This window comes from Flavobacterium franklandianum (assembly GCF_007097365.1).
Taxonomy (GTDB): Bacteria; Bacteroidota; Bacteroidia; order Flavobacteriales; family Flavobacteriaceae; genus Flavobacterium; species Flavobacterium franklandianum.
This window is the reverse complement of record NZ_VJZR01000002.1, coordinates 487827-507385: the sequence shown is the minus strand read 5'-3', so window position 1 is coordinate 507385 and position 19559 is coordinate 487827. Positions and strand designations below refer to the sequence as shown.

General features: G+C 33.2%; 23 protein-coding genes. 13 read left to right on the top strand and 10 right to left on the bottom strand.

The features are described from left to right. Positions 1 to 193: 193 nt before the first annotated feature. The gene (locus FNW17_RS04800) at positions 194 to 682 is read left to right on the top strand and encodes a hypothetical protein (protein ID WP_144071004.1); all 489 of its coding nucleotides are present in this window, start codon (positions 194 to 196) and stop codon (positions 680 to 682) included. Between the two features lie 95 nt (positions 683 to 777). On the opposite strand, the gene FNW17_RS04795 is transcribed toward FNW17_RS04800, so the two are convergent. The 10 genes from FNW17_RS04795 to htpG all read right to left on the bottom strand — a co-directional run bounded on the left by FNW17_RS04795 (position 778) and on the right by htpG (position 11030). Next, positions 778 to 1488 carry a DUF4369 domain-containing protein gene (locus tag FNW17_RS04795; protein WP_144071003.1) on the bottom strand — a complete coding sequence of 237 codons (711 nt, stop codon included), beginning with the start codon at positions 1486 to 1488 and terminating at the stop codon, positions 778 to 780. A 124-nt stretch (positions 1489 to 1612) separates the two neighbouring features. Continuing rightward, positions 1613 to 3472 (bottom strand): M61 family metallopeptidase, encoded by a 1860-nt coding sequence (locus tag FNW17_RS04790; RefSeq protein ID WP_144071002.1) that lies wholly within the window; start codon positions 3470 to 3472, stop codon positions 1613 to 1615. Between the two features lie 118 nt (positions 3473 to 3590). Next, a complete protein-coding gene (locus FNW17_RS04785; protein WP_143390368.1) occupies positions 3591 to 3869 on the bottom strand; it encodes a DUF2805 domain-containing protein in 279 nt (92 codons plus the stop codon). 124 nt (positions 3870 to 3993) lie between these two features. Next, entirely contained in the window at positions 3994 to 4821 is an 828-nt protein-coding gene (locus FNW17_RS04780; protein ID WP_143390366.1) for a sterol desaturase family protein, read from the bottom strand. 132 nt (positions 4822 to 4953) lie between these two features. Then, entirely contained in the window at positions 4954 to 5556 is a 603-nt protein-coding gene (locus FNW17_RS04775) for an alpha-ketoglutarate-dependent dioxygenase AlkB family protein (protein ID WP_143390364.1), read from the bottom strand. 69 nt (positions 5557 to 5625) lie between these two features. After that, a complete protein-coding gene (locus FNW17_RS04770) occupies positions 5626 to 5856 on the bottom strand; it encodes a uroporphyrinogen decarboxylase (RefSeq protein ID WP_143390362.1) in 231 nt (76 codons plus the stop codon). 74 nt (positions 5857 to 5930) lie between these two features. Beyond that, on the bottom strand, positions 5931 to 7100 hold the full coding sequence (locus FNW17_RS04765) for a DUF1501 domain-containing protein (protein ID WP_144071001.1): 1170 nt from the start codon (positions 7098 to 7100) through the stop codon (positions 5931 to 5933). A 10-nt stretch (positions 7101 to 7110) separates the two neighbouring features. Beyond that, entirely contained in the window at positions 7111 to 8505 is a 1395-nt protein-coding gene (locus FNW17_RS04760; RefSeq protein WP_144071000.1) for a DUF1800 domain-containing protein, read from the bottom strand. Positions 8506 to 8594: 89 nt separating this feature from the next. Beyond that, positions 8595 to 8999: a DUF2721 domain-containing protein gene (locus tag FNW17_RS04755; protein WP_143390357.1), complete on the bottom strand. Its 405-nt coding sequence runs from the start codon at positions 8997 to 8999 to the stop codon at positions 8595 to 8597. A 132-nt stretch (positions 9000 to 9131) separates the two neighbouring features. Further along, entirely contained in the window at positions 9132 to 11030 is a 1899-nt protein-coding gene (htpG, locus tag FNW17_RS04750) for a molecular chaperone HtpG (protein ID WP_144070999.1), read from the bottom strand. A 180-nt stretch (positions 11031 to 11210) separates the two neighbouring features. On the opposite strand from htpG, the gene FNW17_RS04745 reads away from it, so the two are divergent. The 12 genes from FNW17_RS04745 (at position 11211) to FNW17_RS04690 (ending at position 19353) form a co-directional block, all read left to right on the top strand. Then, a complete protein-coding gene (locus FNW17_RS04745) occupies positions 11211 to 11720 on the top strand; it encodes a lipocalin family protein (RefSeq protein ID WP_144070998.1) in 510 nt (169 codons plus the stop codon). Positions 11721 to 11738: 18 nt separating this feature from the next. Further along, positions 11739 to 12428: an OmpA family protein gene (locus FNW17_RS04740; RefSeq protein WP_144070997.1), complete on the top strand. Its 690-nt coding sequence runs from the start codon at positions 11739 to 11741 to the stop codon at positions 12426 to 12428. A 102-nt stretch (positions 12429 to 12530) separates the two neighbouring features. Further along, positions 12531 to 12779 (top strand): hypothetical protein, encoded by a 249-nt coding sequence (locus FNW17_RS04735; RefSeq protein ID WP_143390352.1) that lies wholly within the window; start codon positions 12531 to 12533, stop codon positions 12777 to 12779. Continuing rightward, positions 12779 to 13069 (top strand): type II toxin-antitoxin system RelE/ParE family toxin, encoded by a 291-nt coding sequence (locus tag FNW17_RS04730; RefSeq protein ID WP_143390351.1) that lies wholly within the window; start codon positions 12779 to 12781, stop codon positions 13067 to 13069. The genes FNW17_RS04735 and FNW17_RS04730 overlap by 1 nt, the downstream gene beginning before the upstream one ends. 124 nt (positions 13070 to 13193) lie before the next feature. Beyond that, on the top strand, positions 13194 to 13427 hold the full coding sequence (locus tag FNW17_RS04725; protein ID WP_143390349.1) for a hypothetical protein: 234 nt from the start codon (positions 13194 to 13196) through the stop codon (positions 13425 to 13427). Further along, positions 13424 to 13732: a hypothetical protein gene (locus FNW17_RS04720; protein ID WP_143390348.1), complete on the top strand. Its 309-nt coding sequence runs from the start codon at positions 13424 to 13426 to the stop codon at positions 13730 to 13732. Before FNW17_RS04725 ends, FNW17_RS04720 begins: the two co-directional genes overlap by 4 nt. Before the next feature lie 9 nt (positions 13733 to 13741). After that, complete coding sequence (locus FNW17_RS04715; RefSeq protein WP_144070996.1) at positions 13742 to 14875, top strand: glycosyltransferase family 2 protein; 1134 nt, start codon at positions 13742 to 13744, stop codon at positions 14873 to 14875. 101 nt (positions 14876 to 14976) lie between these two features. Then, entirely contained in the window at positions 14977 to 16311 is a 1335-nt protein-coding gene (locus FNW17_RS04710; protein WP_144070995.1) for a dihydrolipoamide acetyltransferase family protein, read from the top strand. A gap of 62 nt (positions 16312 to 16373) precedes the next feature. Continuing rightward, positions 16374 to 17330 carry a hypothetical protein gene (locus FNW17_RS04705; RefSeq protein WP_144070994.1) on the top strand — a complete coding sequence of 319 codons (957 nt, stop codon included), beginning with the start codon at positions 16374 to 16376 and terminating at the stop codon, positions 17328 to 17330. Positions 17331 to 17558: 228 nt separating this feature from the next. Further along, entirely contained in the window at positions 17559 to 18329 is a 771-nt protein-coding gene (locus FNW17_RS04700; protein ID WP_144070993.1) for a 3'-5' exonuclease, read from the top strand. Between the two features lie 67 nt (positions 18330 to 18396). After that, positions 18397 to 19008, top strand: coding sequence for a fumarylacetoacetate hydrolase family protein (locus tag FNW17_RS04695; protein WP_144070992.1), 612 nt, complete (start codon positions 18397 to 18399; stop codon positions 19006 to 19008). Then, positions 19009 to 19353: an Hpt domain-containing protein gene (locus FNW17_RS04690; protein WP_143390340.1), complete on the top strand. Its 345-nt coding sequence runs from the start codon at positions 19009 to 19011 to the stop codon at positions 19351 to 19353. Positions 19354 to 19559 lie beyond the last annotated feature (206 nt).

Below are 19559 nucleotides of genomic sequence, written 5' to 3'. Positions count from 1 at the left end.
GAATCTTGCATTTGTATTTAATTTAAAAAGACAAATATCGAAATTTAATATTTCCCCACAACATTTAGACTTGATCCGTTTTTTTTTTTTGCATTCTTTAGAATAAAAGTGAATAGAGTCAAAATTATAGTTCAGTCTGTTATTATCTCAGAATTTTCATTAAATTTGATGTATCACTTAAACAATATTGATTATGGAAGAAATGGTTGATCTATCAGAAGAATCTACGTTTGAAGAATTTGAATTGCAGGTGAATGAGTCTGCTAAAGGGTTTCTAAAAGAAGCAGCAAAATGGGCTTATTTTTTATCTGTTCTTGGTTATATTGGTGTTGGTTTTATTGTTTTGGCTGCGATTTTTGCAGGAGCAATTTTTACGACAATTGGCCATATGATGCCAATGGAACAAATGGGGATGTTTAGTTCTGCATTTGGTATTATGATGACTGTGGTTTATTTGTTGATTGCTGGGCTTTATTTCTTTCCAATTTATTATTTGAACAGGTTCGCTTCTAATTTGAAGGCTGCTTTAAGAGATAATAATTCGGCAACACTTGCCAATTCATTCGGATATTTAAAATCACATTACAAATTCATTGGAATTTTGGCTTTAATTACGTTGTGTTTTTATGGCTTAATTATCATTTTTATTAGTATTGCTGCCATAGCTACTGGTTTGAGATAAAATTTATTTTTTAGATTCTGATTAAATTTTTATACAAAAAACCCGTCTTGTTCTGAAGAAACAAGACGGGTTTTTAGCTAAAATGGAACCTAAATTTACTGTTGCTTTTTTATTTTTACAACATATTCAGTCAGTTTTTTTCCGTAAAGCGATTGTGCTACTTTTGGCGACATCGATTTTTGGATGGTATCTAAATATTTGATATTGATGTCGTAAATATCAGACAAAGCGATATAAGGCGATACTTCATAATCTTTGTTATTGATAGCGAAATTAGTAGCAAAAAGGTATTTTCTCTTGGTATTGTTATCTTGTTTTGTGTTTAAACTATCTAACCCTTTTGTGTTGCCTTTTTTCATTGCAAGAAATTTTTGTTCGATCATATCTAGATTTTCATCCCTAAAACGGGAGTTTATCTTTTGATACTCTTCATATTTTTCTTGATTTTTAGAACCAGATATTTTTGCACTTGAAATGTATGAATCTAAATTTGTTTCGATATTCATTATTCCTGGTTCTGCAAAAAATAAAATGTTGTTGTCCATAGAGTTCGTCACACCTCGGTCTAAAAATAAATAAAGCATCTCAGCTGATTTCATATCGATATTGGTTTCAAATTTTGAATCCCCATCAATACTAATGGTGTCAATGGCAACAAGACTAGTGTCAACAACTCTTTGTATATATAAAGTTCCATTTTTTAACCCTTTAATATTGCCAGTTAAATGTAGATTGGTTTTGGAAACTTCTTTGCTACAAGAAGCTAAAAGTACAAGTGTAAAGAATAGAACGATAGATTTTTTCATTGTTGGTTTTTATTTTTTTTGCAAAATAAAGCAAATTGCTTGAAATATTGGCTATTGTGCTTGCAGAATTTCATAAAAAAACCAATCTATTTCTAAATTGGTTTTTTCTAAATTGATTTGTTTTTTATCCTTTTAACCAAGCCTCTTTCAATGCTGATTTTGTTGTATCTTTTGCTTCAAAACTTTCTTTTTCTTCATAAGGAAGTTTTACATTTCCTTTTATGATTTGTTCTTTTCCATCACGTTTTATTTTAACAGAAATTGGGTCGTTTTCTTTCCATTTATCACTTTGCATTATCATATCATAAATATTATCTAAAGTATAATTGTTATCATTGATGGCTACCAAAATATCACCTCCTTTTAGTCCAAGATGGGTATAGAAATCGTTTAATTCAATGTTTGGAATAACAATAATTTCTTTGGTCGATTGATTTACTGTAATGTAAGGAACTTGACCTTTCAAGAAAACATTTGTTGGTGCTTTTTTAGTAGTTTTTGTAACTCCTACCCTTGCTAAATAAGTATCATAAGGAATTGGTGTTGGTCCGGAAACATATGTTTTTAAGAAATCTCCAACCTCAGGATAAGTTAATTGAGTGATTTTTGCAAAAAGTTCTTCATCGTTAAATGCTTTTGAAACTCCATATTCATTAGATAATTGACGCATCAGGTCTAGAATTCCTCTTTTGCCATTGCTATTTTCTCTGATTACTATATCCAAACACATTCCTATCAAAGCTCCTTTTTCGTACACATTCAGATATTGAGTTTTATAAGGCTCCACAAAAACATTCTTACTCATAGTTGTAAAGGGCATATTATCATTGAGTTTACTGGCATTTTCGATTTTTTCGGCCATTCGTGTGTAAAACTCATCTTCATCAATTAATCCTTGGTTGATTTGAAAAAGATTGGCAAAATATTCGGTTACGCCTTCATACATCCATAAATGCTCGGACATTTTTGGAGCGTGATAATCAAAATTTTGAATTTCTTGCGAATGAATGGTCAATGGTGTCAAAATATGAAAAAACTCATGAGAAACTACATCTTTCATCATTTTTGATAATTCATCCAATGGCATTATTTCAGGAAAAACGACAGTTGTTGCAGTTGGGTGTTCCAATGCACCAAATCCCTGAGCATCTTTATTCATTGTCGATAGATACAATAAAACACTATATTTTTTTGTTGAATTTACGGAACCCAAGAATTTTTTTTGAGCCATCATCATTGTTTTCATTTCTGGAGTGATACTTTCGGCGGTAAATTTTCCTGTTGGAGAATAAACAGCAATTTGAATTTCCATATCGTCCACTTTGAAAGACGTATAATCTGGTTTTGAATACATAATGGGATTCTCAACTAATTCAGCGTATCGTGAAGTAACAAACAAATCAGTTGTATTGGCTGCATCTAAATCAGTCATAGAAGTAGCACCCCAAAACTCTGCTGGATGAGAAACCGTCAGTTTATAAGGAACTGCCATATAATTTGAAAAATAGCCCACAAAACAATGCGTGTTGAGCATTACATTCTTGCCAGCATCAATGTTTGAACCACTTGGCGAAAAAATTTCATCACTTCCAAAACCTTTTCCTGTTTCGATGTCATAGGTGTCGTTTACCAAATAAGTGATTTTATCCAACTTTTTTGCATTGGAAATAGACCAAGAATTCGTATCTATTTTTTTTACATTCAATGCGTTTCCTTTTTTGTCATAAGCTTTTACATCTTCAATGTATCTTCCGTAATTATCTTCGGAATAAGTACCTGGAACAGTTTTTGGAACATGGTAAGTCACTTCATCAGTTTTAATTTTTGGAGATTTAACAGTTACTAAAACCTTGTCATCCTTGATTTCGTTTAGATTGATATTAACCTGTATTTCTTCCTTTGCAGAAGAAGTTATTGAAGAACTAGCTGTCTTACAACTCCATAGAACAGCAGCAAATGCAAATGCAAATATTATTTTTTTCATTTTGTGGTTTTTAATTGTGGTATAAGACTTCGAAAGCTTAGAAATGTTACACAAAATCTAGGATTTTGATAGATAATTTAGTCCATAAAAAAAACTCCTGTAATTCAGGAGTTTTGTATTAATCGAGTTTGTTTTTTATATAATATTTACCGTCTAAATCCTCGTCAAAGTCATCTATTTTGGCAGGTTTTGGTTTTGGTTTACTGGCTAAAGCTTTCTTTTTCCACATTTCAAACTTTTCGGCAGGCATCTTTTTCTTCATGACTTCAAGAACCTCTTTTTCAGATAACCCAAATTCTTTTTTGATGATTTCAAAAGGGTTTCTTTCTTCTAAGGCAAACGTAACAAGTTTTTCTGTTTGTTCCCAATTTAATTCTATGCGGTTACTCTTTTTCATTAGGTGAAAATTAATTCAATTTTATTTAAGGATTTGTTTTTAAAATATTTGTTTTTAAATCATTGACCAATATTAATAAAAAAAATAATTACTTTTTATCTAATGTCAAATTTTTTTAAAGTTTTTAGCTTTTTTTTGCAGAACGACCTTCTTGGAAGGGGATTTTCAATAAATTATTCAATTTATTATGCTCTACTGGATTCATATGAGTATCAATTCCATAAACGATATCTTCCTTTTTTAGATATATAAATGTTCCAAAAAGACGATCCCAAACCGAAAAAATATTACCATAATTACTATCTGTATAAGGTAATTTATAATGGTGATGCACTTTGTGCATATTGGGCGAAACTATGAAATAACTCAAAAAAGAGTCGAATTTTTCTGGAAGAGCAATATTTGCATGAGTAAATTGGGTAGAAATAACCGAAATGGTTTGGTACAAGAAAACTATCCACATTGGACTTCCAACAATAAATATACCCAAGATGGTAAAGGTAAATCTAATGACACTTTCCCCCGGATGATGCCGATTTCCCGTGGTGGTATCTATCCAAGTATCCGTGTGATGAATTAGGTGAAAACGCCATAGAAATTTGACCTTATGCTCAATTAAATGCACTAAATAAGCTCCAATAAAATCTAATAACAGCAAACCTATTAAAGCATAAAGCCACAAAGGCATCGCTGGCAACCATTGCAAAACACCAAAATCATTAGCAATTGTCCAATCTGAAGTGGCTAATAATAAAAAGGCTAAAGCAAAATTGATAGCTATAGTTGTAAACGTCATAAAAAAATTAATTCCTGCGTGTTGCCATTTTTTATAACTAAAACTAAAAAGAGGAAAAGCATTTTCGATTAGCCAAAAAATAGTAATTCCACCAACCAGAATTAGACTTCTATGCAAGGAAGGAATTGTAGAGAAATAAGCAATAATTTCATTCATATGTTGATATTTATTGTTTTTTATCGGTCATATGTAATTCGCATATTATTAATGACTTTGAGATTAACTATCGGTTATGCACATTTCATAATCAACTATTTTGCTTCAAATCTACTGTTTTTTTCGAATTTCCTATTCAATTACACGAAATGTTAGATTGATTCGTGAACTAATTATTTTTGAAGTTTTTGGAATTTGATGCTTCCAGAAGTGTTGAGTTGCTCCCTTCATTATCAATAAACTACCGTGTTCCAAGGGGATGTTTTGTTTTAAATTCGAAATCGTATTGTGCTTCAATTGAAAAATTCTTTCTGTTCCAAAGCTTAAGGAGGCAATTATTGGATTGAAGCCCAATTCTTTTTCGTTATCGGCATGCCAACCGTTGCTATCTTTTCCATCGCGATATAAATTGAGTAAAACTGTGGTGAATTTCGTTTCAGATACATTTTCGATTTTCGATTTTATCTTTTGCAAAAGAGGAATCCAAGGATTTGGCAGCATTTTTATATTGGAATAGGAATACGATTTTCCTTCATTCCCAAACAAAGCAGTCAATCGAGGTTGTGGATGAACTTTTCCAAAAACACGAATTTCGTCCTGTTGCCATGAAATTTCGTTTGTTAATTGTTCTAAAATAGAATCAGCCTCCTTTTTGTCAAAAAAATTAGGATAATAGATGATTTCTGCATCTGGCAGATCAAAAATTATAGGTTCCGATTTGAAAAGTGAATTCATACAGCAAAAATAAAGAGAAAAACTAAGATATTAACTTTGTTTTTCTCTTTAAAAATATAGTGAAAGAAATCAATTAGCACGAAAATGTTTTGCTAAGTAAAAAATATTTACTCCTAATATAAAGGCATTTGAAATAATTATTGGCCAAGAAGTTGCCAATAGAAAACCGTAGACAACAAATAATAAGCAACCCGCTGAATTTATTATTCGTAACGTATTTATATTTTTCATCAAAAATGAAAGCATTAATACTAATGATGCTAAATAACCTACCCCTTCTGTCATTGAAATATCAAACATAATTTTTTGTTTTAATGGAGGGTAAAAGTAGGGTTTAGTTATGATTTGAATACTAAAAATCTTTGGTTTTTTTTTTAGAATAATCCCTCCAAGGCTTTGTTTTGTATTCCAATTTTAGTGAAATCAAAATCCAATTTGTTTTTCAAAATCGATGCATAAACACTCCTGAAATCTATTTCGTGTTTCAAATCGCCATTGTCTAAATCCGAAAGATTGGGGTTGTTTCCAATTATTTTTCCACGATTGTTTCCGCCAATAACAAACATCGGAGCAGCTGTTCCGTGATCTGTTCCTCGTCCGTTGTCTTTTACTCGGCGACCAAATTCAGAGAAAACGACAATCGTCACATTTTGCAATTGTTGTGATTTTTTCAAATCTTCATAGAAACTGTAAACAGCATCGTTAAGATCGGTCAATTTGTTTTTTTGTATCGTAAGTTGGTTGTCGTGCGTGTCAAAACCGCCAAGCGAAGTGTAATAAACCTTCGAATTCAAGTTTCCTTTTATCAATTTCGAAATCCATTCAAGGTTTTTTGCCAAACCCGTTTTAGGATAAACAACGTCTGAAGCGGCCGAATTTGTCAATACTTTCTGAATATCATCGGAACCTTCGATAACCGAATTGGCTATTTTTCGAACAAAATCCAATTGCGGATTATCCGATAATTGACTGTCGTTTTCCAGTTTGTTTTTGGTAACAAATCGGTTTGGGTCTTTTACGGTAATCGAGTTGGGTTCTTCACCTTTCAATGCCAAGTTATCAATAGAATCTATATTAATGCCGGCTGTGGGTTGATGTTCCTTGCATTGCAAATCCAGATAACGACCCAGCCAACCATCGCTTAGATATTCCTGATGCGTGGGTGCGGTTTGCCAAATTTCCTGACTTCGGAAATGGGAACGAACGGGATTTGGGTAACCTACATTTTGTATCACCGACAAATCGCCACTTTGTTGCATACTAGCAAATCCTTTCAAAGCGGGATGAAACGCCATTCCTTTAGATGAATTCAAAACTTCATTTTTTGAAAGTGAAATTTTTGGGCGCAAGTCATAATAAAGTGCATCTTCAAACGGAATAAAGGTGTTTAATCCATCATTTCCACCATTCAATTGAACGAAAACTACGCATTGTTCGCCTAAAACCAAATTATTTTGGGAACCAAAAGAGTATAAAAAGTCAGGCAAAAGAAGTGAACCACCGGTAAAAGTTCCTGTGAGAGCCAAAAAATTTCTTCTGTTCATAATGATAAAATTAAATTAGTTGAAATTCAGGAGTTTTTACCATAAAATTGAACAATCGCAACACCGCATTTTCAGAACCTTCGGTTTTGCTGTCGAAATCGTATTTTAAGATTTGCTCAAAATCTAGTTGGTCGCTTTCATCGGTTTGAAACAACAATCGGTTTTTGAGTTCGGCAATAATTTCCTTGTTGTTTCCTTTTTTGTCCCAATTTAGTTTTACGTTCAACATTCGATTTGAATTTTGTCTCATAATCGAATTTTTATTCATTTCTTTTTGAACACGAGCTATGTTTTTACCGTTGCAAAGTAAATCGGCTACATTATTTCGTTGTAAGAAAACCTGCGAAGTCAACCAAGAATTGCCGCCATCCCAACCTTTCACATTGGGCTGGTTGAACAAGTCCATTCCTTGTTCCTTGATAAAAAATGCGATTAGTTTTGCATTGGGATTGGTAACATTCAGTTCGTCCATCAATTGCAAACTGTATTCCAAAGGATTTTTGATTTTAGAGCCTACATTGTTTTTAGCGAATTCTTCGGTAAAGATTTTAATCAAAAGTGGTTGGATTTCAAATTTCATTTTCTTGAAATAATCACCATAATAATGAACCAATTCTTCTTTTGGATTGTCGTAAATGAACCATTTTAGTATCTTTCGAGTAATGAGATACGCAATATTGGGTTGTTCGAAAATGATGTCTATCATTTCGTCTATTTTGAAATTTCCCTTTTTTCCAAAATAAACAAAGCTGTTATTATCTTCGAAAATCTTTCGGTAAACGGCATTTTCTTCGCCAACACCCAATCCAGCAAGACCTTTGGCTCCATTTTTAATGTCGTCTTCCGTATAATTTCCGATCCCAAGGGTGAAAAGTTCGAGTAATTCACGACTTAAATTTTCGTTGAGTTTGTCTTTTCGGTTGTCAACATTGTCCAGATAACGAACCATTGCATTGCTTTGAATGATTTTTTTGGTCAAGCTTTTGAAATTGCCAAAAGCATTTTCTCTTAGAATTTGATTGTGCTGAAAAACCCAATAATTGACTTTCACTTTTTGAAAAGTGGAGACATAATGGTTGTGCCAGAAACAAGTCATTTTTTCGCGAAGCGGAAATTCGTCCTCCACCATTTTATCAATCCACCACGCTTTCATTTCGAAGGAAGTTTGGACTTCTTTTTTGAGCATTTCCTTTTTGGCTTCGGGATTTGCTGTGTTTAAAGTTTTTCGGATTTCTTTTAATTCTTGGAAAGATTTTGGACTATTTTCTAGAAAATTTGGAATTTTATACTCAACTTTTGTGTCAAAAGATAGTTCCAAGAACTTTTTCAAGCCTGTTTTTTCGATAGTGTTTGCTTGTTTTGCAGAATATCCGAGTCGCAATGACCAAAGGGTGTTTTTGTCCATAATCTAAAGTGCTATAAAAGTTGGACTTAGATTTTGAGAAAGGGTTTAATTGGGTTATGAATTCTTTTAATTGTTTGCTAATAGAGTATTTATTTCACTTCTTTTTTCTCCATCAAATCACTCAAATGCACGCGAAGTGCACCCACTGAAATGTTGATTTCCCAAAACGATAATCCCAATGAAATAAGCAAACTAAACAAGCTTAATCCAAAAAATTTAAAACCAAATTCTTGTTCGTCTAAAAACAATAATAGCATCGTGAATACCGAAAGGAACAAACTCAATACGCCAGCCATTTGCATATAGCGAATGAGAGTGAGTCGCAAGTTCAGGTTTTTGATTTCCAACAAAACCATATTGTTTTCTTTTTCTTTGTACGCTTTTTTTAAACCTCTGATAATGGTGGCAATCGTCAGAAATCGATTGGTGTAAGCCAATAAAATCAAGGAAGTGGCGGAGAAAAGCAAGGCGGGAGTTTCAATTTGAACGACCATTTTTTTAATATTTAATATTTACGTTCAAAGTTCGGATTCTTTATTCAAATTATTGTTTTTTTTAAACAAAAAAACCCGCAAGTTTTCACTTGCAGGTTTTGGTTCCCCTCCTTCGGAGGGGTTAGGGGAGGACTATTTTATCAAATCAAAACTTCTCTTAACGAAAGCTGTAAGTTCTTCGCCTTTCAATAGGTTTTGAGATAATTTGGCCAAGTCTAAAGCTTGTTTTACCAAACCTTCTTGGGTTGCTTTGTCTTCAGTATTCAAGATATTCGAAGCCAAATCAGAATTGATATTAACCACCAAATTGTACATTTCTGGCATATTTCCCATTCCGAACATTCCGCCACCACCTGATTGACTCATTTCTTTCATACGACGCATAAATTCTGGTTGCGTGATGATGAATGGAGCTGCATTGCTGTCCAAAGCTTCCAATTGCACTGTGTATGCTTTAGGAATATAAGTTTCCAATGAAGTTTTTAAACTTTCTTTTTCGGTATCCGATAATTTAGAAATAGTAGTTTCCTCTTTCTTGATTAAATTATCGATGTGATCTGAATCGACACGAACGAAAGTTACGTCTTTGTTATCACCTTCAATTTTTTGAATCAAATGCGAGATAATTGGCGAATCCAATAGCAATACTTCGTATCCTTTTTCTTTGGCGATTTCGATATAAGAGTGTTGTGCTTCTTTGTTTCCAGCGTAAAGAACCACCAGTTTTCCGTCTTTGTCGGTTTGGTTTTCTTTCAAGTTTTCTTTCAATTCTTCCAAAGTGAAATATTTGTCATCAACCGTTGGATACAAAACAAAAGCACCGGCTTTTTCGTAGAATTTCTCTTCTGAAAGCATACCGTATTCTAAAACTACTTTGATGTCGTTCCATTTTGCTTCAAAATCTTCACGGTTTTCGGTGAATAATGATTTCAATTTATCGGCTACTTTACGAGTAATGTAGTTCGAAATTTTCTTTACAGCACCATCGGCTTGCAAACCAGAACGGGAAACATTCAAAGGAATATCTGGAGAATCTACCACACCGCGGAGCATCATCAAGAACTCAGGAACAATTCCTTCTACGTTATCCGTAACGTAAACTTGGTTTTGGTACAATTGAATCTTGTCTTTCTGGATTTGCATATCATTACCCAATTTTGGGAAATACAAAATTCCAGTCAAGTTAAACGGATAATCCACATTCAAATGGATGTGAAACAACGGTTCTTCAAACTGCATTGGATAGACTTCACGGTAGAAATCTTTATAATCGGCATCCGTTAATTCCGTTGGTTGTTTAGTCCAAGCCGGATTCGGGTTGTTGATGATGTTATCGACTTCCACTTCCGTGAAAATTTCGTCTTTGTTTTCTGACTCAACAAATTCGCCTTTCTTTTGTTCGATTTTCTCGGTTCTAGTTCCAAATTTAATTGGAATAGGCATAAACTTGTTGTAACGATTCAACAATTCGTTGATTTTATACTCTTCTAAAAATTCTAATGAATCTTCGGCAATGTGCAAAATAATCTCCGTTCCACGAGTAGTTTTGTCGGCTGGTTCCAATGTGAATTCTGGGCTTCCATCGCAAATCCAGTGTGCTGCTGGTTCGTCTTTGTATGATTTAGTAATGATTTCTACTTTGGCGGCGACCATAAAAGCAGAATAGAATCCAAGACCAAAATGACCAATAATTCCAGAATCTTTGGCAGAATCTTTGTATTTTTCTAGAAATTCTTCAGCTCCAGAAAAAGCAATTTGGTTGATGTATTTTTCCACTTCCTCAGCAGTCATTCCCAAACCTTGGTCGATAATGTGCAATTTTTTGCCTTCTTTGTCGATTTTTACCTCTAAGATAGGGTTGCCATATTCTACTTTGGCTTCGCCAACGCTAGTAAGATGTTTTAATTTTAAGGTGGCATCAGTTCCATTCGAAATCAATTCACGCAAGAATATTTCGTGATCACTGTATAAGAATTTTTTGATAAGCGGGAAGATGTTTTCTACCGAAACATTAATTTTTCCAGTTGTCATAGTTGTAGTTTTTATAGTTTTATAATTGCATAATTCTTATTCAAATAAGATACCAATTGATGACAAAGTGACAAATTGTCGGAAACGTTAATTTTGATACAAAAAGCTTTTATTTTGAAACTTTATTTGAAGCCTTCATTGTAAATTTGTATCAAGTTTAATCTTAAAAAGACTGTAAAAATGAAAAAAACAATTACACTGATGGTACTGGCTATTTTGTTCTTTGCTTGTAAAAGTAAATCTGGCACAACCAGTACTACTGTAAAAAATGAACCAGTTGCCAGTACAAAGTTGGACAGAAGTTCTCAAGTAGCCATCAAAGGAGATTGGGTTATTACCAGCGTTACTTATCCCGGTTCCGATTATATTAAGGTAAGCTCTTTTCAAATTGCCGATTCTAAATGTTTTGTTGGAAGTACTTGGCATTTTATTTCGAACAATAATAAAGGAAGTATGGCTTTGACAAAATCGGATTGTCCCGCTTTTAGTTCTCCAATTGTTTGGAGTGTGAACAAAGAAGGCCAATTTGTTTTGAAAATAGTAGATGCTGGAGAAAAAGCAAAAAAAGTAAGAGATGGTTATGTATTGCGTGTAGCAAATCAAACCGAAACTTCGTTTCAATTGGTAGACATTATCAATGTTGGCGGCCAAAATAAAGAAGTTACGTACCAATTCGAAAAAACAAATTAATTAAAAGTAAAAATTATTATGAAAAAAATATCAATATTAGGAATATGCAGTTTGTTTTTATTGGCTTCTCTTTTTGCAGGTTGTAACTCATTAAAAAATACAAATAAAACGCAAAGAGGTGCAGGAATTGGAGCTGGAGCAGGAGCTTTAATCGGTGCTATTATTGGGAATAATACCAAATTAGGAACAGCAGGTGGAGCACTTATTGGAGCTGCAGTTGGTGGAGGAACAGGAGCGTTGATTGGAAATAAAATGGACAAACAAGCCCGACAAATCGACCAAGCATTACCTGGAGCTGATGTAGAGAGAGTAGGCGAAGGAATTCGTTTGGTTTTAAATGAAAATGCGGTACGTTTCGATACAGGAAAAGCAACATTGACTGCAAAAGCACAAGCTAATTTAGATAAATTGGTTCCCGTGTTTAAAGAATATGCGGATACCAACATCGAAATTTATGGTTATACAGACATTACAGGAAGTGCCGAATTCAACCTTGCTCTTTCTCAAAAAAGAGCCGAATCGGTTAAGAATTATTTAGCTTCAAACGGATTGGTTAGTTCCCGTTTCAAAACAACTGGAAAAGGAATTGCTGATCCAATTGCTACTAACGAAACCGCTGATGGAAGAACTCAAAACCGTCGTGTTGAATTTGCTATTTTGGCGAATGATAAGATGGTGCAAGATGCCAAAAAAGAAGCAGGACAATAAAAGACTTCGTTTATTAAATACCTAGAAAGCTGTTTCAGATTTGAAGCAGCTTTTTTTGTTTCGGATTATTTAGTACATTTGAGTTTTAAAGTTCTTTCAAAAATGGAAAATTCAAAGAAACATTCAATGGATAAAAAGCAGGATTCTGTTCAGGAACCTGAAACAATTTATGGAGCTGAGCAATTAAATCAAACTCTTGGTAAAAAAAATATCATAGGTTTTGATGTCAAAGGAAATTCAATATCTGAAAAAGAATTTGTATCTGATATTCAAGATGCATTAAATTGTCTAACCAAAGGAAACTTAGAAACCTATTCTAGTGAAGAAGTGAAAATGAAAATTTTAGGTTAATGGAAGTTCTTTGGAGAAAAAAAGCATTCGATGAATTAGAAGCAATTTATAAATATATAAAAAAAGAAAGTCCTCAAAATGCAGTTTTGGTTTTCAATGGCATTTATGATTTGGCAACTTCACTTCCAGATTTTCCTTTTAAATTTCCAAAAGAACCCCTAATTAATATCGAAAAAGTTAGGTATGCAGTAATTTGGAGTTTTAAAATTATCTATGCTGTTGAAAAAGATAGCATTGTAATTTTAAGAGTTTTTAGTACTAAGCTAAATCCAAAAAAACTTAAAAAGTAGAAATGATGTTGAGTACGAAGTTAAACTACTAGTTTATTAATACCCAAAAAGCTGTTTCAGATTTGAAGCAGCTTTTTTTGTTTCGGATTATTTAGTACATTTGAGTTTTAAAATTCTTTCAAAAATGGAAAATTCAAAGAAACATTCAATGGATAAAAAGCAGGATTCTATTCAGGAGCCTGAAACGGATTATAAAACAACTTTTACGGAAAAACTAGACCCGACCAATACCGATGAACAAGAAGTTTTGTTGCAAAAATTGTTGAAAAAAGGTTTAGAAGAAAGCAAAATGGGTCTGGGAATTTCTAATGAAGAAATGAAAAGGAGAACTAAATTAAGATATCCTTTTTTGAAATGATTTATAAAGTTGAATGGAAACTAATTGCAACTTATAGTTATTTTGACGAGATAGATTTTATTTTGTCAAAATGGAATGAAGTTGAAGTTCAGAAATTTGAAGATTTAGTTTATGATTTTCTAGCAACATTATCCAAAACTCCAAAACTCGGAATTTATAACTCCAAAAATGATTGTTATTCATTGGTTATTTCAAAACAGACCACTTTGTATTATAAAATCATTGAAGAAAAGTCTCAAATCGACTTAATTTTATTTTGGAACAATTCTAAAAATCCTGACGACTTAACCAAGTTGCTATATTAATTCCCTACAATGCAACTATCCATCATAATCCTTAATTACAATGTGCGTTACTTCTTAGAACTTTGTGTTCTTAGTGTTCAAAATGCTATTGAAAACTTAGATGCTGAAATTATTGTAATCGATAATAATTCTCAAGATGATAGTTGTGCGATGATGAAAAATCGTTTTCCAAACCTGAGACTCATCGAAAACAAAGAAAATTCAGGTTTCCCAAAAGGAAATAATATTGGCGTTGCTGAAGCCAAAGGTGAATACATTTGTATTCTCAATCCAGATACCATTGTTGCCGAAGACACTTTTACGAAAGTATTAGCTTTCGCCCAAAAACAAAAAGACTTAGGAATTATTGGCGTGAAACTCATCGACGGAACGGGAAAGTTTCTTCCAGAAAGCAAACGAGGAACTCCAACTCCCTTTGTAGCTTTTACTAAAATAACAGGTTTGTATAAAATCTTTCCAAAGACATTTGGGAAGTATTATGCTCAACATTTATCCGAAAACGAAACCGGAAAAGTCGAAATTCTCGTTGGTGCTTTTATGGTGATGCAACGAGATTTGTACAATGAAATTGGTGGTTTCGACGAAGATTGTTTTATGTATTCAGACGATATTGACTTGTCGTATATGGCGTTGAAAAAGGGAAAATCGAATTATTATTTTCACGAAACTTCAGTCATTCATTATAAAGGCGAAAGCACCGTGAAAGACGGAACATATATGAAGCGATTTCGTGAAGCGATGAATTTCTTCTATAAAAAACATTTTCGAATGTCTGTTTTGTTTTCTGTTTTTATGGAAATGGGAATTGTATTTTTCTCTTTTATAAAAATGTTTCAAGGAAAACCAAAATCAAAGCTTTCTCCAGAAAACTATATTCTGGTTTCTGACAATGAAAATCTGAAAGCGACATTAGAAAAACAATTCAATAAAAAGGTTGAACTTCAAAAAACCGCTCAAATCTTTTCGAAAAGTGTTGCTACTGAGGTTGTTTTTGACCAAAATCAGCTCGATTTCAAAACCATCATTCAGGCATTCGAAACCAATAAAAACAACGGTTTTACTTTTAAAATTCTCCCTGAAACTTCTGATTTTATAATTGGAAGCAACAGCAGTTTCGATAGAGGTGAAATGATCAAAATTTAAGATTTAACATTTTGTGTAAAATTGTTTAATTCGTGTCTAAAACTAAAATTAATCACTAATTTTGTACTCACAAATTTACAATTACCCTTTTAGGAAATAATATGGCAAGATTTGAATTAAAGCTTCCAAAAATGGGAGAAAGCGTAGCGGAAGCGACCATTACGAATTGGTTGAAACAAGTGGGAGACAAAATCGAAATCGATGAAGCTGTACTTGAAGTGGCCACTGACAAAGTCGATAGCGAATTGCCAAGCGAAGTTTCGGGAATATTAGTCGAACAATTGTTTGCCAAAGATGATATGGTTCAAGTGGGCCAAACTATTGCAATTATTGAAACTGATGAGATTTCCCTTTCAGCAACTCTAAAACAAGAAGCGGTTGTTCCTGAAGAAGTTGCTGTAATTGAAAAACCAATTGGCTCGAGCGACAGCGAACAGGAGAAGCAATTTGCCAAAGCTACCGTTACTACTCCAACAAACTTCTCTGATTCCGAAAAATTCTTTTCGCCGTTAGTGAAAAATATAGCTAAAGAAGAAGGTATTTCTTTGTCCGAATTAGAAAATATTTCAGGTTCAGGAAAAGAAGGAAGAGTGACAAAAGAAGATATTTTAAATTATTTAAAAACTAGAGGTTCTGAAATTCCAATTGTAGTAGAAGCGCCAAAATCAGTTGCTCAACCACAACCCATAACGCCGATCACACAACCTATAACCGTATCTTTGAACGGTGGTGACGAAATCATCGAAATGGACAGAATGCGCAAGCTGATTGCTGGATATATGGTGGCTTCGGTACAAACCTCGGCACACGTTCAGTCGTTTATCGAAGCCGATGTGACTAATATTGTAAAATGGCGAGATAAAATAAAAACTGCTTTCGAAAAACGAGAAGGTGAAAAACTAACGTATACTCCCATTTTTATGGAGGCCGTAGCCAAAGCTTTGAAAGACTACCCGATGATGAATATTTCTGTCGATGGCGAGACTATCATCAAAAGAAAAAACATCAACCTTGGAATGGCAGCTTCTTTGCCTAATGGAAACTTGATTGTTCCAGTTATAAAAAATGCCGATCAACTCAATTTAGTGGGAATGGCGAAAGCCGTAAATGATCTTGGAGGCCGCGCAAAATTAGGAAAACTAAAACCAGACGATACTCAAGGCGGAACCTATACAGTTACGAATGTGGGGACTTTTGGCAGTGTTTTTGGAACGCCAATTATCAATCAGCCACAAGTTGGGATTTTGGCTCTTGGAGCTATTCGAAAAGTGCCCGCTGTTATCGAAACTCCCGAAGGTGATTTTATTGGAATTCGTCAAAAAATGTTCCTTTCGCACAGTTACGACCATCGTGTTGTTGATGGAGCGCTTGGCGGAAGCTTTGTAAAACGTGTTGCCGAATATTTAGAAGCATTTGATGTGGATAGAAATTTTTAATCTGAAATAAAATAGAATACAAAAACGACTTTTGTGCGATATTTTACTATTAGAAATCGAAAATGAAAAACATCATAATAATTATTTTACTTTTTAAACTTTTTGATTGTACAGCTCAAAAATATGAGAAAATTACTATTTCCAAAACTGACACTTCTGAATTATATATAAATGATGAAGATGCAACAGAGCTTTTCTATTATAAATTTGTCCCAAAAAAAAATATAATAGGAGTATTAGTAATTTTGCCTTCAGGCGGTGAAATTATCGAAAACACATTAAAACAAATAACTCTTCACAAAATTGCAGTTGAAAAAGGAATTTTGGTAATTGTTCCGTCAATAAATTGGGGAACAGATAACCGAGAAGCAGAATTTGCAATTCTTGGTAGAATATTCAGTGAAATTTTTGAAATATATAAAATACCAAATGATAAATTTATAATTGGTGGACTTTCAAATGGAGCAATAATTTCTTTGACTTACGCTGAAAAGGCAATTAAAAATCCTGAAAAGTTTTTTCTAATTCCAAAAGGTGTTTTTGCATTAGACGCACCTTTAGACCAAGCAAGATTTTATAATTATTGTGAAAGAGAAATAGAAAGAAATATTTATAAACCAGCAGTAGATGAAGCAAAATGGATAAAGAATAATTATGACAGTATTTATGGAGGCTCTCCTGAAAAATTCCCTCAAAAGTATATAGAAAATTCCATTTATTCTTATGGAGCAAAAGATGGTGGTAACGCAAAGTTTTTAAAAAATATGCCCCTTTTAATGTTTACCGATTTGGATACAGATTGGTTAATTAATCAAAGAAATCGTGATTTAAATGACTGGAATGGAATTGATATAATCTCAATGATAAACCAATTGAAAATAATGGGAAATGAAAAAGCAAGAGTGATAGTCAGTCAAGGGAAAGGAATTCGATTAGACGGTACGAAAAATCCACATTCTTGGTCAATTATGGATTCCGAAATTTGTCTGAACTGGATTTTAAAATTATTTGAAAAATAAAAACATCGTTCAACAGTTTGACAAGATTTGGGTTTAAGGCTTTTTGTACGCTGTTTTTTGTATTTACAAAGTTTTATCTTTAACCGAAAGCATAGACTTTATTAATCCCAAATATTGTCAAGCGAATGAACCTTTTTAGACTCGTCGTTTTTTTTTGTCCAAAAAATTTTTAAATAATCGACGAACGGTACGTTCAAAAAGATATATTTGTCATTCTAAAATTAAAAAATGGAGCTCAAGCTTAACAAACCAATTTGTTTTTTCGACTTAGAAACTACAGGAATTGATGTTGCCAAAGATCGTATTGTTGAAATAGCAATTTTCAAAATTTTTCCCAACGGAAATAAAGAAAGTAAAACTTGGTTGGTCAACCCAACTATCCCAATTCCACCACAATCAACCGCCATTCACGGAATCAGTGATGAAAAAGTAGCCAATGAGCCTACTTTCAAGGAATTGTCTTCACAGATTTACAATATGATAAAGGATTCAGATTTAGCGGGATACAATTCAGACCGTTTCGATATTCCATTATTAGCCGAAGAAATGCTTCGTGCTGGAGTAGATTTCGATATGAAAAACCGAGTTTCTGTCGATGTGCAAACTATTTTTCACAAAAAAGAAGAACGAACATTGAGCGCTGCATTAAAATTTTATTGTGGACAAAGTCTTGAAAATGCCCATACTGCTGAAGCGGATACGATGGCAACTTACGAAATTATGAAAGCCCAATTGGATCGCTACCCAGAATTGGAAAACGATATGAAATCACTTTCGGAATTTACCACTAGAAAAAAAATTGCCGATTTTGCTGGAATGATTGCATTTGATAAAGACGACAACGAAATTTTTACCTTCGGAAAGCACAAAGGAGTAAAAGTTGATAAAGTTTTAGAAAATGAACCCGGCTATTTCAGCTGGATTCAAAATGCTGATTTTCCTTTATATACAAAAAAAGTTTTGACGGCAATAAAATTGAGAAAATTGAACACAAAATAGGTTTCAGTCAGCAGGTTTCAGATTGCAATCTGAAAATCTGCAATCTGCAATCTGCAATCTGAAAGAAATGAAGATAATCTGTATCGGTAGGAATTATGCTAAGCATATTGAGGAATTAAAAAACGAAAGACCATCAGAACCAGTGATTTTTATGAAACCTGATTCGGCGGTTTTATTGAAACAACATCCTTTTGTGATTCCAGAATTTTCAAATGACATTCATCACGAAATCGAACTGATTGTAAAAATTAACAAAGTTGGAAAATATATAGACACCAAATTTGCTCATAAATATTATGACGAAATTAGTGTGGGAATAGATTTTACAGCACGAGATTTGCAAAACGAATTAAAAACCAAAGGATTGCCATGGGAAAAAGCGAAATCGTTTGATGGGTCGGCAGTAATAGGCGATTTTTTACCTAAAAGTCAATTTAATTCATTAGAAAATATTACTTTTGAACTGACTAGCAACAGCAAAACGGTTCAAAAAGGCAATACCGATTTTATGTTATGGAAGATTGATGAGCTAATTTCTTATGTTTCACAATATTTCACATTAAAAATTGGCGATATTATTTTTACAGGAACTCCAGAAGGAGTTGCAGTTGTGAAGTCAGAAGATATTTTAGAGGGATTTTTAGAAGGAAATAAATTATTTAGCATACAAATCAAATAAATGGCACTATATTACAACCTAGCAAAAGTGTACGCACTTTCAGATAACGACCCGGAATTTGTCCTGCAAATCGTAACGTTATTTGTCAACGAAATTCCAGAAGATATCGCAGAAATCAAAGAAGGAATCAAAAAGAAAGACCATAAACACGCCTATTCTTACGCTCATAAAGTAAAACCATCCCTAGATTTACTGGGTTTAAAAGTAGCTTTCGAAGAAATACTTCAGATAGAAGCATGGACAAAAACTGAGGGTGAAACTAAGGAAATCAAGGAGACTTTTAGGAGCGTTAAGCATCAAGTAAAAGATGCAATTAAGGAATTAAAAAAAGATTTCGATTTATAAGGAGCTTTTCCTGCTGTACGTTTCAAGTTTTTTTTAAAATCACTTTTTTTCTAAAAAAAATAAAAAAGGAGCTTCCTCTAGTCGCTCTTTTTATTTAGAAAAAATAGTGATTTTAAGCAAAAAGCTTTCCACTTCCATCAGGGCTAAAACAGATAGCAGGTTTCAGATAGCAGTATAATTGGAAACCTCTAAAATCTAATTTTCCC